The sequence below is a fragment of the Paenarthrobacter sp. 10L420 genome, from assembly GCF_056395385.1.
In genome coordinates, this window is the sequence record NZ_JBFTJK010000016.1 from 68,805 (window position 1) to 84,882 (window position 16,078).

The 16,078-nt window shown below is 60.8% G+C and carries 13 protein-coding genes; 10 read left to right on the forward strand and 3 right to left on the reverse strand.

What is annotated here, in order from left to right; translation table 11 throughout:
- Window positions 1-9 precede the first annotated feature (9 nt).
- Both AC1DD5_RS20045 and AC1DD5_RS20050 read left to right on the forward strand, forming a co-directional pair.
- The gene (locus AC1DD5_RS20045; protein WP_477522539.1) at window positions 10-888 is read left to right on the forward strand and encodes an MTAP family purine nucleoside phosphorylase; all 879 of its coding nucleotides are present in this window, start codon (window positions 10-12) and stop codon (window positions 886-888) included.
- Window positions 885-1,946 carry an NAD-dependent epimerase/dehydratase family protein gene (locus AC1DD5_RS20050; protein ID WP_477522540.1) on the forward strand — a complete coding sequence of 354 codons (1,062 nt, stop codon included), beginning with the start codon at window positions 885-887 and terminating at the stop codon, window positions 1,944-1,946. The genes AC1DD5_RS20045 and AC1DD5_RS20050 overlap by 4 nt, the downstream gene beginning before the upstream one ends.
- Before the next feature lie 96 nt (window positions 1,947-2,042).
- Here the strand turns inward: AC1DD5_RS20050 and AC1DD5_RS20055 are convergent, their stop codons facing one another.
- On the reverse strand, window positions 2,043-2,843 hold the full coding sequence (locus AC1DD5_RS20055) for an SMP-30/gluconolactonase/LRE family protein (RefSeq protein WP_477522541.1): 801 nt from the start codon (window positions 2,841-2,843) through the stop codon (window positions 2,043-2,045).
- Window positions 2,840-4,645 (reverse strand): flavin-containing monooxygenase, encoded by a 1,806-nt coding sequence (locus AC1DD5_RS20060; protein WP_477522542.1) that lies wholly within the window; start codon window positions 4,643-4,645, stop codon window positions 2,840-2,842. Before AC1DD5_RS20060 ends, AC1DD5_RS20055 begins: the two co-directional genes overlap by 4 nt.
- Window positions 4,646-4,843: 198 nt before the next feature.
- Between AC1DD5_RS20060 and AC1DD5_RS20065 the strand changes: the two genes are divergently transcribed.
- The gene (locus AC1DD5_RS20065) at window positions 4,844-5,296 is read left to right on the forward strand and encodes a MarR family winged helix-turn-helix transcriptional regulator (protein WP_477522543.1); all 453 of its coding nucleotides are present in this window, start codon (window positions 4,844-4,846) and stop codon (window positions 5,294-5,296) included.
- A gap of 67 nt (window positions 5,297-5,363) precedes the next feature.
- Here the strand turns inward: AC1DD5_RS20065 and AC1DD5_RS20070 are convergent, their stop codons facing one another.
- Entirely contained in the window at window positions 5,364-5,993 is a 630-nt protein-coding gene (locus AC1DD5_RS20070) for a TetR/AcrR family transcriptional regulator (RefSeq protein ID WP_477522544.1), read from the reverse strand.
- A 185-nt stretch (window positions 5,994-6,178) separates the two neighbouring features.
- Here AC1DD5_RS20070 and AC1DD5_RS20075 point away from each other — a divergent pair, with 185 nt between their 5' ends.
- The 7 genes from AC1DD5_RS20075 (at window position 6,179) to AC1DD5_RS20105 (ending at window position 16,076) form a co-directional block, all read left to right on the forward strand.
- Window positions 6,179-7,531: an MFS transporter gene (locus tag AC1DD5_RS20075; protein WP_477522545.1), complete on the forward strand. Its 1,353-nt coding sequence runs from the start codon at window positions 6,179-6,181 to the stop codon at window positions 7,529-7,531.
- Window positions 7,532-7,563: 32 nt separating this feature from the next.
- Window positions 7,564-10,230 (forward strand): family 78 glycoside hydrolase catalytic domain, encoded by a 2,667-nt coding sequence (locus AC1DD5_RS20080; RefSeq protein WP_477522546.1) that lies wholly within the window; start codon window positions 7,564-7,566, stop codon window positions 10,228-10,230.
- A gap of 54 nt (window positions 10,231-10,284) precedes the next feature.
- Complete coding sequence (locus tag AC1DD5_RS20085) at window positions 10,285-11,517, forward strand: glycoside hydrolase family 1 protein (protein ID WP_477522547.1); 1,233 nt, start codon at window positions 10,285-10,287, stop codon at window positions 11,515-11,517.
- The gene (locus tag AC1DD5_RS20090; RefSeq protein ID WP_477522548.1) at window positions 11,514-12,332 is read left to right on the forward strand and encodes an SDR family NAD(P)-dependent oxidoreductase; all 819 of its coding nucleotides are present in this window, start codon (window positions 11,514-11,516) and stop codon (window positions 12,330-12,332) included. Before AC1DD5_RS20085 ends, AC1DD5_RS20090 begins: the two co-directional genes overlap by 4 nt.
- Before the next feature lie 120 nt (window positions 12,333-12,452).
- The gene (locus AC1DD5_RS20095) at window positions 12,453-13,478 is read left to right on the forward strand and encodes a LacI family DNA-binding transcriptional regulator (RefSeq protein ID WP_477522549.1); all 1,026 of its coding nucleotides are present in this window, start codon (window positions 12,453-12,455) and stop codon (window positions 13,476-13,478) included.
- Window positions 13,479-13,588: 110 nt separating this feature from the next.
- The gene (locus tag AC1DD5_RS20100) at window positions 13,589-14,239 is read left to right on the forward strand and encodes a TetR/AcrR family transcriptional regulator (protein WP_477522550.1); all 651 of its coding nucleotides are present in this window, start codon (window positions 13,589-13,591) and stop codon (window positions 14,237-14,239) included.
- Between the two features lie 280 nt (window positions 14,240-14,519).
- A complete protein-coding gene (locus tag AC1DD5_RS20105) occupies window positions 14,520-16,076 on the forward strand; it encodes an ABC transporter substrate-binding protein (RefSeq protein ID WP_477522551.1) in 1,557 nt (518 codons plus the stop codon).
- The last annotated feature ends 2 nt before the right edge of the window (window positions 16,077-16,078 follow it).

A 16,078-nucleotide genomic window follows, 5' to 3' on the forward strand; every position in this document is an offset into this window, starting at 1 on the left:
ATGACAACCATGCCACAAACCCCCGGAACAACCCGCGCCCGCATCGCCATCATCGGAGGCTCCGGAACTTACCGCCTTCCCCGGGCCACTATCAAGGCGACGCTCGACGTCGAAACTCCCTACGGGCCGCCGTCGTCCGCTGTGACGTTGGCGGAGGTCGCCGGACGGACCGTTGCCTTCCTTCCCCGCCACGGCGGGAGCCACTCACTGCCACCCCAGAAAATCAACTACCGGGCCAACATGTGGGCGCTGAAGAGCCTCGGCGTGCAAGCGGTGATGTCCTCGTCAGCGGTTGGCGGCTTGCGGGAGGGCTACGGACCGGAGACGTTTGTGGTCACCGACCAATTGATCGACAGGACCTGGGGCCGGGCCGATACCTTCTTCGACGGTACGGTGATTGAGGGTATGGCCCCCGCCGGAGTACAGCACCTGCCAGGCTCAGAGCCGTTCTGCCCCACATTGCGCTCACACCTGACCAGCGCGCTGGCCGCCCGCCCGGTGAAGTTTGCACCGCAGGGAACTGTGGTGGTGGTCAACGGCCCCCGCTTCTCGACGAAAGCGGAATCGGCCTGGTATGTGGCCGGCGGTGCCGACATCATCAGCATGACCCAATACCCTGAGCCGGTTCTTGCCGCCGAACTCAACATGGGCTTCGGCAACCTGGCGTTCGTCACGGACTCGGATACAGGCCACGATGGCTCGGAGCCGGTGACCGCCGAGGCCGTATTCGCACGCATTAAGGACGCCCAAGCCAGTATTCTTTCCGTGCTTGAAGCCACCATTGCTTCGATTGGGGACAACTACGTTCCCCGGCAATTGATGAATCCCACCGCTGTTGAACGAATCATGGCCCTCCCCGTAGCCAGGCAGGCGGTGTCCGCCCTGTGAAAATCCTGGTGACCGGTGGGGCAGGTTTCATTGGTTCGCATATCGTGGATGCCGCCTTGGACAAGGGGTGGGAGGTCCGGATCCTGGACTCCCTGGACCCCGCCCTCCATTCCAGCCCGCCACCGGTGGACCCGCGTGTGGAATTGATCATGGGAGATGTCACTGATCCCGCTACCGTGGACCGTGCCCTGAAGGGCATCGAGTCCGTCTGCCACCAAAGTGCCAAAGTGGGGCTGGGTGTCAGCTTCGCCGATGCGCCGGACTACATCCGCAATAACGACTACGCCACGGCCGTCCTCTTGTCCGCAATGGAACGGCACACAATCCAGCGGCTCGTGCTGGCATCGTCCATGGTGGTTTACGGGGAGGGCGCCTACACGGACCCCTCCACCGGGCGTCCCGTCAGGCCGGGTCCGCGTGCCGAAGCTGATTTAAGGGCGGGCATTTTCGAGCCACGTAGTCCTGACTCCGGCACGCCACTCGAACCTGCCTTGGTCACGGAGGAGGCACCCCTTGACCCGCGGAACGTCTACGCCGCCTCCAAGGTGTGCCAGGAACACCTCGCCGCCTCGTGGGCACGAAGCACGGGAGGCAACGCGATAGCGCTGCGCTACCACAACGTGTACGGGCCCAGGATGCCGCGGGACACGCCCTACGCCGGCGTGGCGTCGCTGTTCCGTTCAGCGTTGGCCCGCGGAGAGGCGCCCCTGGTCTTCGAAGACGGCGGCCAGCGCCGCAGCTTCATTCACGTTCGCGACGTAGCGAGCGCAAATATCGCCGCCCTTCAGTCCCTTCCCCAAAGCCAGGAAGGATGTTTCCGCGCCTACAACGTGGGCGCCGACCAAGCCCACACGATAGGCGACGTCGCCAAAACCTTAAGTGCTTTGAGCCACGGGCCGGCACCGGTGGTCACCGGCCAGTACAGATCAGGCGACGTCCGGCACATCGCAGCGTCCTCGGAACTCATAAAATCCGAGCTTGGCTGGACTCCAACTATCAACTTTGAGGAGGGAATGCGGGAGTTCGCCTCGGCTCCCCTGCGCGGCGAAGCCCGCTGAGGCGCTAAGAATCGGCCCACTCAGCAGAAGGTTTCACACCTCATGTAGCCCTACCCGCCATTTGACTGCCTGATCCCCCCAGCAAGAGACCGAAACCTATAAATCCATCCGCCTTCTTTTCCGCTGACCGTTACGTAGGCATCGGTGGTTCACGTGAATCGCGGGGTGTGCGGTCTTCACTTCACGCCCGTCTTCGTTTAGCCGGATGTAGTCGATCCGGTTCGCTGTGTTGTGACTGACCCACAGCCCATCGAAGCCAGGCGTAAAGGCGAGCCCGTTGGGGGCAGGCAACCCGTAGGCCAGGACCGTTGCCTCCGCTGTTCGACCATCGATTCGAACCAGACGTCCTTGTGGCTTCCAGTACGGGTCCTGGGCCCCGGTTGAATCTGTGATGTAGAGGTTTCCAGCTTCGTCGAAACTGATGTCGTCCGGATTCATGGGTGCCCCGGCTATCGGACCAGCGAAGAAGACACGTGGATCTTTGCCGTCCGGCGTGATGCTCACGATGGAGCCGAGGAAGTCCGTCAGATACAGGCGTCCGTCGAGGGGGCTGAATTGGGCGGAGGTAAATGCGCTCGTGTCGTCTGTGTAGACGGACCGCTTTTCGCGGGACCCCGGATCGATTGCCATGACCTTTGGGGATCCTGCCGGTGCGGTTACGTCCACGATGTACAGGTCTCCATCCGGCCCCAGTGTGGGCCCTTCCAGTAACGTCATCCCGGTGGCTTCGTGGACCGACGTTGCCTGAAGGAGCTCCGTTGCCATCCCTTTGGATGGGACAGGGGCCTCAGTAGTCGAGGAAGGGGTAGCCGCAGTGCAGCTGGACAGTGCAACGGTGATCGCAACTGCCGCCGGGACAACTGACGCGTTGGATCTCTGTCCGCGCGACCGCTTCATACTTCAGTCCAGGGTCTTGCAGGGGCAAGGACGTCGCTCATGTCACCTTCGCGCCAATCCCGAAGGATGCGGTGGAAGGCTACAGGACCGGGGCTAAACGAAGAACCCGTGATGGCGCGGGTTCCCTCGCCGTTGTAGTAGCCCGGGGTGCACTCTGCCTGGAAGGCGCTGTTGTCGGACGCCGTCTCGACGACGGTCCTGACCCAGGCGGCCTCGGATTCGGGAGTGGGTTCGATGACTTGCACGCCGGCGGCACGTCCCCGTGAGATGACGGCCGCAATGTGCTCCGCTTGCTCCTGAAGGATGTGCACGAAGTTGACGGAGTTCGCGTTCTGCAGGGCTCCCAGATGAAACAGGTTGGGGAATCCATGGCTGTAGAAGCCATGCAAGGTGCGCAGTCCCCCCGCCCATGCTTCCAGCAATGAGCGGCCGCCGCGCCCCCGGACGGGCAGGGTTCCGGAGAGCACTCCAGAGACGCCTACGTCGAAGCCGGTAGCGAAGATGATGCAGTCCACTTCGTAGTGGGTCTCGCCGACGACGATGGCGGTCTCAGTGAGACGGGTGATGCCTCCAAAGTCTGCGGTGTCCACGAGCGTCACGTTGGGTCGGTTGAATGTCTGAAGGTAGGTGTCACTGAAGCACGGGCGCTTGCACATGTACCGATACCACGGCTTGAGGAGCTCGGCCGTCCCGGAGTCATGGACGATCTCGTCCACGCGAGAGCGAATCCGGCCCATCGTCTCGAAGTCGGCAAGTTCGTCCCGCAATTCACGTTCCGCCGGCGTGAGGGTGGTGTCGACCGCACCGGAGAGGATCTTGCGCTGCAACTGGATGGTTTCCGTCCACCCGTCCGTGATGAGGCTTCCCTCTACCGGTTCCCCCGCAAGCACCGAAAGGAAGTTTTCCATGCGTTCGCGCTGCCACCCTGGCTCAAGTGACGCTTCCCAGGTTGGGTCCGTCAGGCGATTATCACGCACACCGATGGTGGACGGCGTCCGTTGAAACACGTAAAGCTGCTCCGAATCACGACCGAGATGCGGGATGACCTGAACGCCCGTGGCCCCGGTGCCAACGATGGCGACCCGCTTTCCGGCCAGTCCGGCCAAGCCGCCCTCGGAAGATCCACCGGTGTACGCATAATCCCAGCGACTGGTGTGGAACGTATGCCCTCGAAAAGTCTCGATGCCCGGGATGCCCGGCAGCTTGGGCTGTGTGAGTGATCCCGAGGACGTGATAACGAAGCGTGCTCGGAACCGGTCCTCGCGATCGGTCTCGACAATCCACACCTCGGCTGCTTCATCCCAGGTCAGGGCTGTTGCCCTGGTTTGAAACAGCGTGTCCCGATACAGATCAAAACGCTTGGCAACCGCGATGGCGTGCTGCCTGATCTCCTCACCGGGGGCATAGCGCCATTTGGGCACGTAGCCGACCTCTTCGAGCAGCGGCATGTACACGTACGATTCGATATCGCAGTGGATTCCCGGATATCGGTTCCAATACCAAGTGCCACCTACGTCGCCCGCCTCGTCCATCATTCGAATGGACTGCACGCCCGTCTCCCGAAGCTTGGCGGCCGCGAGCAGCCCGCCAAAGCCGGCGCCGATGACGAGTACTTCCACGAAATCCGTCTGTGGGTCCCGATCGATCGGCTCGGTATAGGGATCCTTCGCGTAGTAGCCGAACTCACCGGCTGCACTTTGATACTGTCCGAGGCCCTCTGGCCGGATCCGCCTGTCGCGCTCGGCGCGGTACTTGGCCCGGAGCGCTTCGATATCAAGCCGTTCCGTTTTCGTTTGACTCATGGATCGTCCTCGCTTCGCTTCTGCGCCATGCGCACGTTTACGCGAACGCCCCCAATGTGCGCCCGCGATCCAGGTCCGGGGAAATAGCCCACAGATGCTTCCTGTACGCGTCGACACGACTACGGGTCGACTTACGAAAAAAGCTTAGCCTGAAGCTAAGCAATTCGGCAAAGCGAAGTCCCGGGATATCTTGGTGTCATGGCGGAATCACACGACAGGGATGCGGTACAAAAGAGCATTGACGCTTTGGCTATCGCCATCACCATCCGCTCCATCCCCCGCGTCCTTCAGCCGCTTCTGACAACTGACCTGACAATCCAACAATTGAAAGTCCTGTCTGTTGTGGTCACCACGGAGCCTGGAGCGACCGGCGTCGGGCTGGTCGAAACATTCGGCGTCTCCATGGCTTCCATGTCCAAACTTGTCGATCGCCTTGAGGCCGCAGGACTGGTCACCAGGTCCCTCGACCCTGAAGACCAGAGGGTCCGGCGGATATACGCAACCGACCTGGGCCGTTCCGTTGTTCGTGAACTCATGGCCGCACGCCCCGAGCTTGGCGGAGAAGTCCTTGCCGGGCTTTCGGTAGACGAGCTCCGGGCACTTGAAACCGGCCTGCGGGCTGTAAGTCGCGAGCTGCGCAGCAACGCCTGAGGGCAGCAAAGCGCCGGTAGGAACGTTGCGGAACGCCCTGGAAAGAGGGGTCGCTACTGGTGGCTAGTTATGCCTCTTCCGGCGGCGTGTCGATGAACCGCATGAGCGTCTCCAGCAGATGCAGTGTTTTCCGATGGGGGTCAAGAAGGAATTGAATCCGGAGTCCGTCGATCATCGCCATCACCATGGTGACCTTGTCATCAGCAGTGAGCTCCTCACTGTCCTGGGCAGTGGCCAGTCGCTTGCTGGTGAAGTAGTCGCGCATTCGCTCACGGCGCGCGATGAAGAAGTCATGGGCGGGATGCTCGGGGTTGGTAGCTGCGATCGTGATAGACAGCCAATTTCGCATGTGCTCAGGGCGTGCAAATTCCTCTTTAAGAACACTGCTCAACACCAACTCCCGGGGCACCTTGGATTGCACAATGCGCCTGGCCAGCTCGGCGTCGTCGGTGTCCCGCTCCGCAAGTGCGGCAAGGAGAAGATCATCCTTGGTGGCGAAGTGGCGAAGCAGTGCCGCGTGGGTGACGTTCGCCCGTGCAGCGATATCCCTGAGGCTGGCCCGCTCATAGCCGTGTTCAGCAAAGCTGGCCGAAGCCGCGCGTACAATCTCCGCCCGACGAGCCGGTGTTGTGGCATACGGGCCGCGCCTGCCGGAGCTGACTTTCTTCCCGGTTTCCTGCTCAGAAGTGGTAGTCACGAACGGCCTTCTCTCATGAACGGAAATCTCTTTTTTGCGTTGGGTCTTGTCAATTGTAACCACTGTGACTACTATTCACGAATAGTAACCATTGTGGTTACCTTTACTGGTACCCGACCTTACCGTCGTCCAGTCCTCGCCTGCGATGCCGCAGGCGACCAACTACCTTTATAGAGGAGTCATTGGTGACTACTGATAAGCACGGGGCTCCACGTCTCGCCGGTGGCATTGCAGCCGCCGAACCATCGCCGGGCAGTCATCTGCCAGTTGGCCCCGTCGAACAACCTGGCCTCGTGGAAGAGCCCCAGACCCCCGTGAGCAAGGGCTACATTCTGTGGCTGATGCTGGCCAGCTTCGGGGCATCAATCGCAATGATGGTGCCACTCTCCTACGGCATTGCCGTTCGGATCACCGAACTTGCTCCCGGCCAGGAACAGATGCTCGGCTTCATCACAGGGACAGCGCAGGGCATCTACCTGGTCGTCAGCCCGATAATCGGCATCTGGAGCGACCGCACGCGGTCCCGCTTCGGCCGCAGGGCTCCGTTCATCTTCCTGGGCACAGGCATTGGCCTGGCGGGGTTGGTGGTTATGGGTCTCGCCCCGGACCTCCTGTTGGTGGGTGCAGGGTGGGTCCTTGGAATGGCCGGCTGGTCCATTTCCGGTGCTGCAATCCAGAATCTGATGGCTGACAAGTTGCCGGAAGGCCAGCGCGGCCGCGTCTCGGCACTGACGGGACTCATGACGCAGATTGCTCCCGTCCTGGGCATTGGTGTTGCCTACGCAGTTTCTTCGAACACTTTCCTGGTGTTCGTCGTCCCGGGCGTGATCGGCGCCGTCCTCCTGGCACTCTTCCCGCTCATCAAGCCGGAAGGAAGTTCACAGAACATTACCGTGGACAACCGGGTCACCTTCCGTTCGGTGATCGCAAGCTACGGATTCAGTATCCGTAAATATCCGGACTTTGCATGGAACTGGCTGGGCCGTTTCGTCTTCTTCATGGGCCTGTATTTCAACACCACTTTCGGCACGTTCTTCTACGCCCAGCGTCTCGGGCTCCCCGTGAGGGAAGTGGCCGGCGTTGTGGCGACCATTGGAATGCTCGGCGTGGTGGCTGCTGCGGCCGGTGCACTGCTGGGTGGCTTCCTTTCCGACAAGCTCAAGCGACGCCGCTTGTTTGTGATCATTGCCGCAGTTCTCTTTGTGGGTGGAGCCTTGGCTGAAGCCTTCGCATGGTCGCTCCCCCAGCTGATCATCGGCGCAATTCTCATGCAGACTGCCATCGCCGTATTCGCGACGGTAGACCAGGCCATCGTCTTCGCGATTCTGCCCAACCGCACCGAAACGGCACGGTACATGGCGGTGGTTGCCTTCGCCCAGAAGATCCCAAGCGCCGTGGCCCCCCTGGTCGCCTCCGTGATCATCACCATCGGCATCACTGGAGCGGACAAGAACTACACCTTCCTGTATCTCTCAGGCGCTGTACTGGCGCTGATCGGTGGGCTCGTGATCGCGCTCAAGGTCAAGTCCATTCGATAATGCCCGCATCGGCAGAAGAAAGAAGAAAAACTATGGGCGAAGCGCCCTATGACCTCATCGTGGACAGCGGTGGAGACCAGTTTCCCGTCACAGGCCCCTCTCCGAGGCTCTCGTGGAAGATTCCCGCCGACGTTGCGGCGACGGCTTACGAGCTGGAAGCAACGGTCGACGGCGTGGCGCAGCCGACCTCGACGACGGCCAGCCGCCTTTACGTTTCATGGCCATGGCAGGAACTCCGCAGCCGGCAGCGTGTCACCTGGCGCGTACGGGTTGCAGCAGAGATGGCCGAATGGTCGGCGTGGTCTGCTTTTGAAACAGGTCTTCTCGACGGCGACTGGACGGCTTCCTGGGTTTCCCCGGTCGAGCAAAAGGACAAGCCATACGGCCAGCGGCCCGCCCATGTTTTGGCCACAGAATTCATGGTGGACGCGGAGGTTAAGGCGGCCCGTCTCTACGCCACAGCCCTTGGTGTCTACACCGCGGCGATCAACGGAGAACGGGCCGGGACCGCGGAACTGTCCCCCGGGTCGACGTCGTACGACCATACTCTCTACGCCCAGGCGTCGGACGTGACGTCCTCGCTGGCCCCCGGACTCAACAGGCTGGCCATTGAACTTTCCGACGGCTGGTACCGCGGGCAGGTGGGCGCGTTCCACTACCCCGCCGATTGGGGAACCACGTTGGGTGCCCGCGCGGAACTGCACATCGAACGCGTCGATGGATCCCATCAGATCATCGTGACGGATGGCGACTGGACCAGCACGCCTTCAACCACGACACGTGCGGACCTTATGGACGGACAAACGGTGGACTTTACCGCCCCGGCCGCACCGCCGTCGAAAGTCCTGCTCAACGTGGTGGATGCCCCCGGCATTGACTGGTCGCCCGCTCCGTCAGTGCGGGTCATCGAATCGCGGACGCCCGCAAGCTTTGACGAGCTTAGGCCCGGCGTGTGGATTGCGGACTTCGGCCAGAACGCCTCCGGATGGCTCCGCCTCGAGGATCTCGGGCCGGAAGGAACGCATACGGTGATCGAATACGGTGAGCACGTTGACGGCGATGGCGACCTCTCAACTTCACACCTGGATTCGCACCGGCCAGGAGAACCAGCCAGGCTCTTCTCCCAGCGCGACGAAGTAACTGCGGGCGCGCTAGGCCAAGTCTTTGAACCCCGCCACACTGTCCACGGTTTCCAGTACGCGCGCATCACCCGCGACGGAGCAAGCCTGGACCCGTCCAAGCTCAGCATGCAGATTGTGCACAGTGATCTCCGCGGTACAGGTGAATTCGCGTGCAGCAATGAGGATCTCAACCAACTTCACAACATCGGGCAGTGGAGCTTCCTGGGAAATGCGGTGGATGTTCCTACAGACTGTCCAACCCGCGAACGCCTGGCGTGGAGCGGTGACTATCAGGTGTTTATCTCCACAGCAACGCGCTTGAACGATGTACTCGGGTTCAGTCGGAAATGGTTGAGGTCGGTGCGCGACGACCAGCTTGCCGATGGGCGCATTACGAACTTCTCCCCTGACGGCCGTGGCATCAAGAACCACTTGGACGATCAGTTCGCCATGATGACGGGGTCTGCCGGGTGGGGAGATGCGATCGTCACTGTTCCGTGGGAGCTGTACGAGGCCTACGGAGATGAAGCCGTCCTCGCCGAGAATTGGGATGCGATGCTCCGCTGGGTCCGGTGGGCGCTGGAGATGGCGCGCACAACGCGGCATCATGCACGGGCAAAGGCATCCCCGGAGCCTGAGCCCTACGAGCAGTATCTGTGGGATGGCACTTTCCATTGGGGCGAGTGGACGGAACCCAAGGAACGCGACGCCGACGGACGCCTGATCGATCCCGTCCAAGACAATCCCATGGCCTGGTTCATGGAAGACAAGGGCGAGGTAGGTACGGCCTATCTTTACCGCTCGGCCGCAACGCTCGCCCGGATTGCCCGCGTCCTCGGACGATCCGCGGAGGCGAGAGAGTTTGAGGAGGTTTCCGATGCTGTCCGCGATGCTTGGCGTGCAGCATATCTGCGTCCCGACGGAACAACCAACGCCGACACCCAGGCAAGCTACGTCCGGGCCCTCGCGTTCGGCCTGCTTCCTAGGGAATCCCGCGAACGTGCCGCGGAACGGCTAGTGGAACTCATCCGCTCCGCAGACACGCATCTGGGAACGGGGTTTCTCTCTACGGGCTACCTGCTCCCGGTTCTGGTTGAAGCCGGCAGGGCCGACGTCGCCTATGAACTGCTTCTTCAGCGCACGGCGCCGTCGTGGCTGTACATGGTGGACAAGGGCGCCACCACGATTTGGGAATCGTGGGAAGGAATCGACAACAAGGGCGACGCCCATGATTCGCTGAACCATTACAGCAAGGCAACAGTGCTCCGGTTCCTGCACGAGCACACCCTTGGATTGCGCCAGGCCGAGGACTCAGTGGCCTGGCACTCCATCATCATTGCCCCCACGCCCGGACCGTCGGTTACGTGGGCCAGGGGCTCTCATGAAACACCCAACGGCACCATCAGCCTCCACTGGCAGCTCGACGGCGACGAGCTCCGCATCGACGCCGACATCCCGGCAGAGACGACCGCCCGGATCCTCTTCCCCGACGGATCCGAATACACAGCCGGTCCGGGCAGGTTCCGCGCCGCGGCGCCTGCGGCTTCGCACGGCATCAGCGTGCCAAGTCCCGCCTGAGACACCTTCAATCCGCCTGCAAGGGCATTACACCTTTCAAGAAATGAGTAACCCATGACAACTTTCCCTGCCAATTTTCTCTGGGGCGCGGCAACCGCCGGCCACCAAATCGAAGGCAACAACGTCAACAGCGACTGGTGGGCACGCGAACTGACCATGCCCGGCATGGAACTCTCCGGCGACGCGTGCGACAGTTACCACCGGTACCGTGAGGACATCGATCTTCTTGCCGACGCAGGCCTGACCTCGTACCGTTTCAGCCTCGAATGGTCCCGCATCGAACCCGCCCCCGGCGCCTTCTCCAAGGCCGAACTCGCCCATTACCGCCGCATGATCGAGCACTGCTTCGCAAGGAACGTCACCCCCGTGGTGACCTTGCAGCACTTCACCACTCCTCAATGGTTCGCGAACGACGGCGGCTGGTTGGCTCCGGACGCATCGGAAAAGTTCCAGCGCTACGTCAAGGAAACCACCACCATCCTGGACGGGGTGGAGTGGGTAGCGACCATGAACGAGCCGAACATGCAGGCAGCGATCATGACGGCCATGCGCCGAATGCAACTGGCCGAGGGCGGCCAGTGGCAGAGTCCGACGGTCGAAGGCAGCGAGGAGACCAAACAAACGCACAGTGACTTCCTGACCTATGCCGATCCGGAGATAGGACGGACGTTCACCGCCATCCACCACGCTGCCAGGGAGATTATCCGCGCCAACACCGACGCGAAGGTGGGATGGACCATTGCGGCCGGAGCGCTCACAGCCGCACCTGGCGGGGAAGAGAAGCTGCTGGAGATCCGCTACGGCAAAGAAGACGTCTACTGGGAGGGTAGCCGCGGCGATGATTTCGTTGGAGTTCAGGCCTACTCCAGCCAGCAAGTCGACGCCAATGGGCTCGTCCCACATCCGCCGCACCCGGAGAACACCCTCGTGGGCACGGCATACCGGCCCGACGCATTGGCCATGGCAGTGCGCCACGCCTGGGAGATTACCGGGGGCGTGCCCGTGCTGGTCACTGAGAACGGCATCGCTACAGCGGATGACCAGCAGCGGATCCGCTACACCACAGAGGCACTGCAGGGCTTGGATCAGACGATGAATGAAGGAATCGACGTTCGCGGCTACCTCCACTGGTCCCTGTTGGACAACTTCGAGTGGGGGCACTGGGAACCGACGTTCGGCCTGATCGCCGTTGACAGGGAAACTTTCGCCCGCACACCAAAGTCCAGCCTCGCCTGGCTTGGCCGCGTCGCCCAGAGCAACCAGCTCGACGTCGAGGTTTCCGCATGACCACCGCATTCGCCGATGCCTCGCTCACCTCTGTCCGGGACCTGCTTTCCCTGGCCGGACGCCGGGCCGTCATTACCGGCGGCGCGCAAGGCCTGGGCAAAGCCATTGCACTCCGCTTGGCAGAAGCCGGTGCGGACATCCTGATCGGGGATGTGAACGGGGAACGAGCCCTCGAGACCGCTACAGAAATCGCCAACCGCTTCCCCGTACGGACACTTGGCCTTGGCATGGACGTTACCGATGCCGAATCCGTCCGCCTCGGCGCACTGGAAGCCGTGGAGTCATTTGGAGGTATCGACATATGGGTCAACAATGCGGGCATCTTCCCCAGTGTCCCGGTCCTGGAGACGACTGACAGCATGTGGGAGCAAGTCTTTGCCGTCAACACCCGCGGCGTTTTCAATGGCTCCCGCGAAGCCGCACGCCATATGTCCAGCGGAAATCATGGCGGGGTCATCGTCAACATCGTTTCCACCGCAGGATTCGGCGGGACGGCACCAGGCTTGTCCGCCTACGTCGGATCGAAACATGCTGTCCGTGGCATCACCAAGCAAATGGCCCTCGAATTTGCCCCATTGGGAATCCGCGTACTCGGTGTTGCCCCAACCTTTGTGCCAACCGAGGGCAACATGGCCGCCGCAGCAGAGCACGCCCCCGCAGATGGGACAGCGGCCATGGACGTCATGACCAACAGCCTCATTGGCCGGATCGGAACACCGGACGACATCGCACGCGTGGTCCTGTTCTGCGCAAGCGACCTGTCCACCATCATGACCGGCAGTACCCTCCTGGCCGACGCAGGCCAGACCATCTAACGCCAGCAGCCGGATCATCCTCCAGTCAGGCACGTGCGCGGCAGAAAGATGCGCACGTGCCTGGCTGGGCGCAGCTCTGTGCTGTCCTCCACTGTCCTCCATTGTCCAAGGAAGTGAAAATTGCCGTCGGAAGGGACAAAAGCGCAATCGAGAACAGCCAAGGCAACTATCTATGACGTAGCCCGGCAAGCCGGCGTTAATCCATCAACAGTTTCCAGGGCACTCAATAATCCCGAAAGAGTCAATGCCCGCACGAGACGCTTCATTGAGGCAACCGCCCTTGAACTCAATTTTCAACTGAACCATGCCGCCCAAGTACTGCAGACAGGATCAACAAAGACGCTCGGGCTAATTGTTTCCGACGTCACTAATCCAACCTTCTTTGGCATTCTTCGCGAGGCAGGAAGAGTCGCAGCACAACGCGACTACACCGTGGTTCTGGTAAATGCAGCCGAGTCCGCGAGCAAAGAGCTCGCTTCGGCCAACCGTGTTATCAATGCCGTGGACGGGCTGATTTTGACCAGCCCGCGCATGAATGACGCGGATATCCAGCATCTAGCCAAGACCACACAGGTAGTGGTGATAAACCGAGAGGTAAGTGGCATTAGTTGCGTCATTCCTGATCCAGACAGGGGTGTTAGCCAGGCAGTCCGCTTCCTGGCAGGGAATGGGCACAAAAAGGTCCTCTTCGTCGCGGGGCCAGAACTGTCCTGGATGTCCGCCCGCCGATGGGACGCTATCTGGGCCGCCTGCGAGTGGTGCCATCTCGCAGCCGAACGCATCGAGTCGGTCGCGCCAACCGTTGACGGGGGCAGGCGGGTTGCAAGGGCCGTCAAAGCCTCGGGAGCAACGGCCGTCATCACCCACAACGATCTCCTGGCGATTGGCCTGATGCACGAACTCCAAAACGCGGGGCATGTCATACCGGATGCCCTCAGCATCATAGGCTTTGACGATATTTTCGGCGCAGACTTCACCACGCCGTCGTTGACAAGCATCAGATCCCCGCTGGGGCAGTGCGGATCGTTGTCCGCCGGTCTGACCATGGCCTCCCTATCAGGCACTGTAAAAGATCCCCAAACCCTGCTCGTAGACACCGAATTGATCATCCGGGGGTCTGCGGGCCCTTGGAAGAGCGTTTCCTAAAACTGAGTCTCGCTCTTTTTCTATGGACAGAGTCCCCCTCTGATTGCAGCGTCCCGCGAATCATGCCCACTTCTATGGTGTAGCACTCAATTTTGCACTATCGTTGACTTATGGAATCTGCAACAGCACCGCGGAAGCGCTACGCAAAGACACTTGAGCGCCGCTCAGCCGTAGCCCGGGCGGCCCTGGACATCGTCCTGGAGAAGGGACATCGAGCTTTGACAACGGCGGAGGTGGCAGCGCGGGCCTCGATGAGCGAGACCGCCATGCTCTACCACTTCCCGACGCGCGACCACATTCTTGTCGCGGCCATGGAGCTGGCCGATGAGGATTATCGCGCCATCCTTACGGCCGAGTTTCACGTCATGGATGGCGGCAACGCCGATTGGCCTCCACCCGCAATGGCTCACCTGACCCTTGATGACCAAGCTACGACCCGCCTCTTCCTCGCGTTAAGCGCAGAGGCAGTCAATCCCGAACATCCGGCCCACGCGTACCTGAAGGCCCACCATGAGCAGGTGATTTTTGAGTTCACTGAAGGAGTCAAAAGACGCCAGGCCAAGGGAATTGCTGATCCCAAACTCGATCCGGACAGGGTTGCCCGCCAAATGATGGCCGCATGGAGCGGTCTTCGCATGCAATGGCTTATCGACCCTTCCCTGGATCTGACGGCGGCAGTATCACAATCATTCCTTGCCCTTAACGGTTACCCACTTATGAAGTTCAAACAAGAAATGACTGAATTCATGTCGCAAAGCTGATCTCAGCGGCCCGCAAACGTCCACCGCAGGACTTAGCAAGACCTGACCGCCCCGAATTCCGTACACTCTATTTCCGAATTCCTGGTGGTCATTTAGCGTGCCTGAAATGCAACAGGTTTTCTGGGCAAAATTAACTTTCTTAAAATGATGGCAATCGGTTGCCTTTTCGCTTTTCTAGTGCTTTGCTAGTGATATCGGTCACCCCAGACTAAACGGCCCAAACAATGGCCCCCCAAAAATCTCCAGAAGCTTTTCCTCAATGACAAAGGAGTCTCAAGACATGTTTCCTGTCTTGTCCCGAACCACATCACTGACCCGTGCGGCAGTAGCCTCTGTCGCGGTCGCAGCGCTACTCTCCACGGCGGCATGTTCCTCTTCCGCACCAGCGTCGGAGCCTACCAATTCCTCGCGCAACGAGGAGCTCAGCATTGCCGTTCAAGCCCAGCCGGCTTCGTTGGACCCGGCCCAGCTCGCTGAAGGACAGCAGTCCTACATCTGGGCATCAATTTTCGACACCCTTCTCATGGTGGACAAAGACAACAAGATCCGTGCCAATGCGGCTGAGAGCTGGAAATATTCAGATGACCTGCGCACGCTGACGCTCAAGCTTCGCGGCGACCTGAAGTTCAGTTCAGGAGACGCCGTCACGTCCAAGGACGTCGCCGCAACCTTGGAGAGGACCAGGACGACACCTGGCCAACAGCAGCCCAAGCTCGCCAAGGTGTCCTCAATTTCCGCCCCAGATGCGTCGACGGTAGTCATTCAGCTTTCCGCTCCTGAACCATCGCTGCTGAACTATCTGGCGCAAGCCACTGGCGTCATTGGTGACGCGGACACGTTGGCGTCAGACACCACCAAACTCCGCCCAACGGGCTCCGGACCCTACGTCCTGTCTGACAAGACTGTGGACGGCACCGAGTACGTCATGGAACGCCGGGATGACTACTGGAACGCCTCGGCCTATCCCTTCAAGACCGTGAAGGTCAAGGTCATCCAGGACAGGACGGCCCAGTACAACGCGCTCCAGGCAGGGGAAGTAAAGGCAGCCCTGATTCAGGCCCCGCAACGCAAGCAGGCCGAAGGTGCAGGATTCGCAGTCAAGGAAGTGCAGGCTACAGCCGCTCTCGTTCTCGTCCTGGCCGACCGGAAGGGAGAACTCGTTCCTGCCCTGGCCAATGTAAAGGTGCGCGAGGCTATCAACATGGCCTTTGACCGGGCACAGGTGGTCAAGGCGCTCCTCAATGGACTGGGTAAGCCCACGGTGCAGGTGTTCGACCCCAACAGTGGAGCATACGACCCCGGGCTTGAAGATGCCTACAGCTTCGATCCGGCGAAGGCACGCAAGTTATTGGCTGAGGCAGGATACGCCGACGGTTTCTCCATGACGATGCCAAGCACGGTCATCTCCCAGTCCTTCGAGCCGGTGATCACGCAGGCTCTTGCGGACATCGGGGTGAAGGTGACGTGGGAACCTGTGCCTCCGCAGAATACAGCATCATCAATAGCCTCGAAGAAGTACCCGGCAGTTCTCTGGTTCTACGGACTCAACAGTGCAGGCCGTCAGGTGGGCGACATGTACGCCCCTGAAGCCTTCCTCAACCCCTTCAAGTGGCAGGACCCTGAATTCGACAAGTTGCTTCAGTCCATTGCCACCGAACCAGACGATACAGCCCGCGATGCTCTGTATAAGAAGGTCAACGAATACACCGTGAAGCAGGCATTGAATGCGCCGATCGCCTACGTAGGCACGCTCTGGGCGACAGCTCCGGGCATCGATTTCCTCCCTACAGGGGTGGTTTTGCCGACCGTACGTGACTTCGGCCTATCCGGAAAATAGGG

What these genes read in the sequence shown, in the direction of transcription:
- AC1DD5_RS20045 (WP_477522539.1), top strand. Translation starts at nt 10, where the DNA reads ATGCCACAAACCCCCGGAACAACCCGCGCCCGCATCGCCATCATCGGA.
- AC1DD5_RS20055 (WP_477522541.1), bottom strand. Translation starts at nt 2,843, where the DNA reads ATGAAGCGGTCGCGCGGACAGAGATCCAACGCGTCAGTTGTCCCGGCG.
- AC1DD5_RS20060 (WP_477522542.1), bottom strand. Translation starts at nt 4,645, where the DNA reads ATGAGTCAAACGAAAACGGAACGGCTTGATATCGAAGCGCTCCGGGCC.
- AC1DD5_RS20065 (WP_477522543.1), top strand. Translation starts at nt 4,844, where the DNA reads ATGGCGGAATCACACGACAGGGATGCGGTACAAAAGAGCATTGACGCT.
- AC1DD5_RS20080 (WP_477522546.1), top strand. Translation starts at nt 7,564, where the DNA reads ATGGGCGAAGCGCCCTATGACCTCATCGTGGACAGCGGTGGAGACCAG.
- AC1DD5_RS20085 (WP_477522547.1), top strand. Translation starts at nt 10,285, where the DNA reads ATGACAACTTTCCCTGCCAATTTTCTCTGGGGCGCGGCAACCGCCGGC.
- AC1DD5_RS20090 (WP_477522548.1), top strand. Translation starts at nt 11,514, where the DNA reads ATGACCACCGCATTCGCCGATGCCTCGCTCACCTCTGTCCGGGACCTG.
- AC1DD5_RS20100 (WP_477522550.1), top strand. Translation starts at nt 13,589, where the DNA reads ATGGAATCTGCAACAGCACCGCGGAAGCGCTACGCAAAGACACTTGAG.
- AC1DD5_RS20105 (WP_477522551.1), top strand. Translation starts at nt 14,520, where the DNA reads ATGTTTCCTGTCTTGTCCCGAACCACATCACTGACCCGTGCGGCAGTA.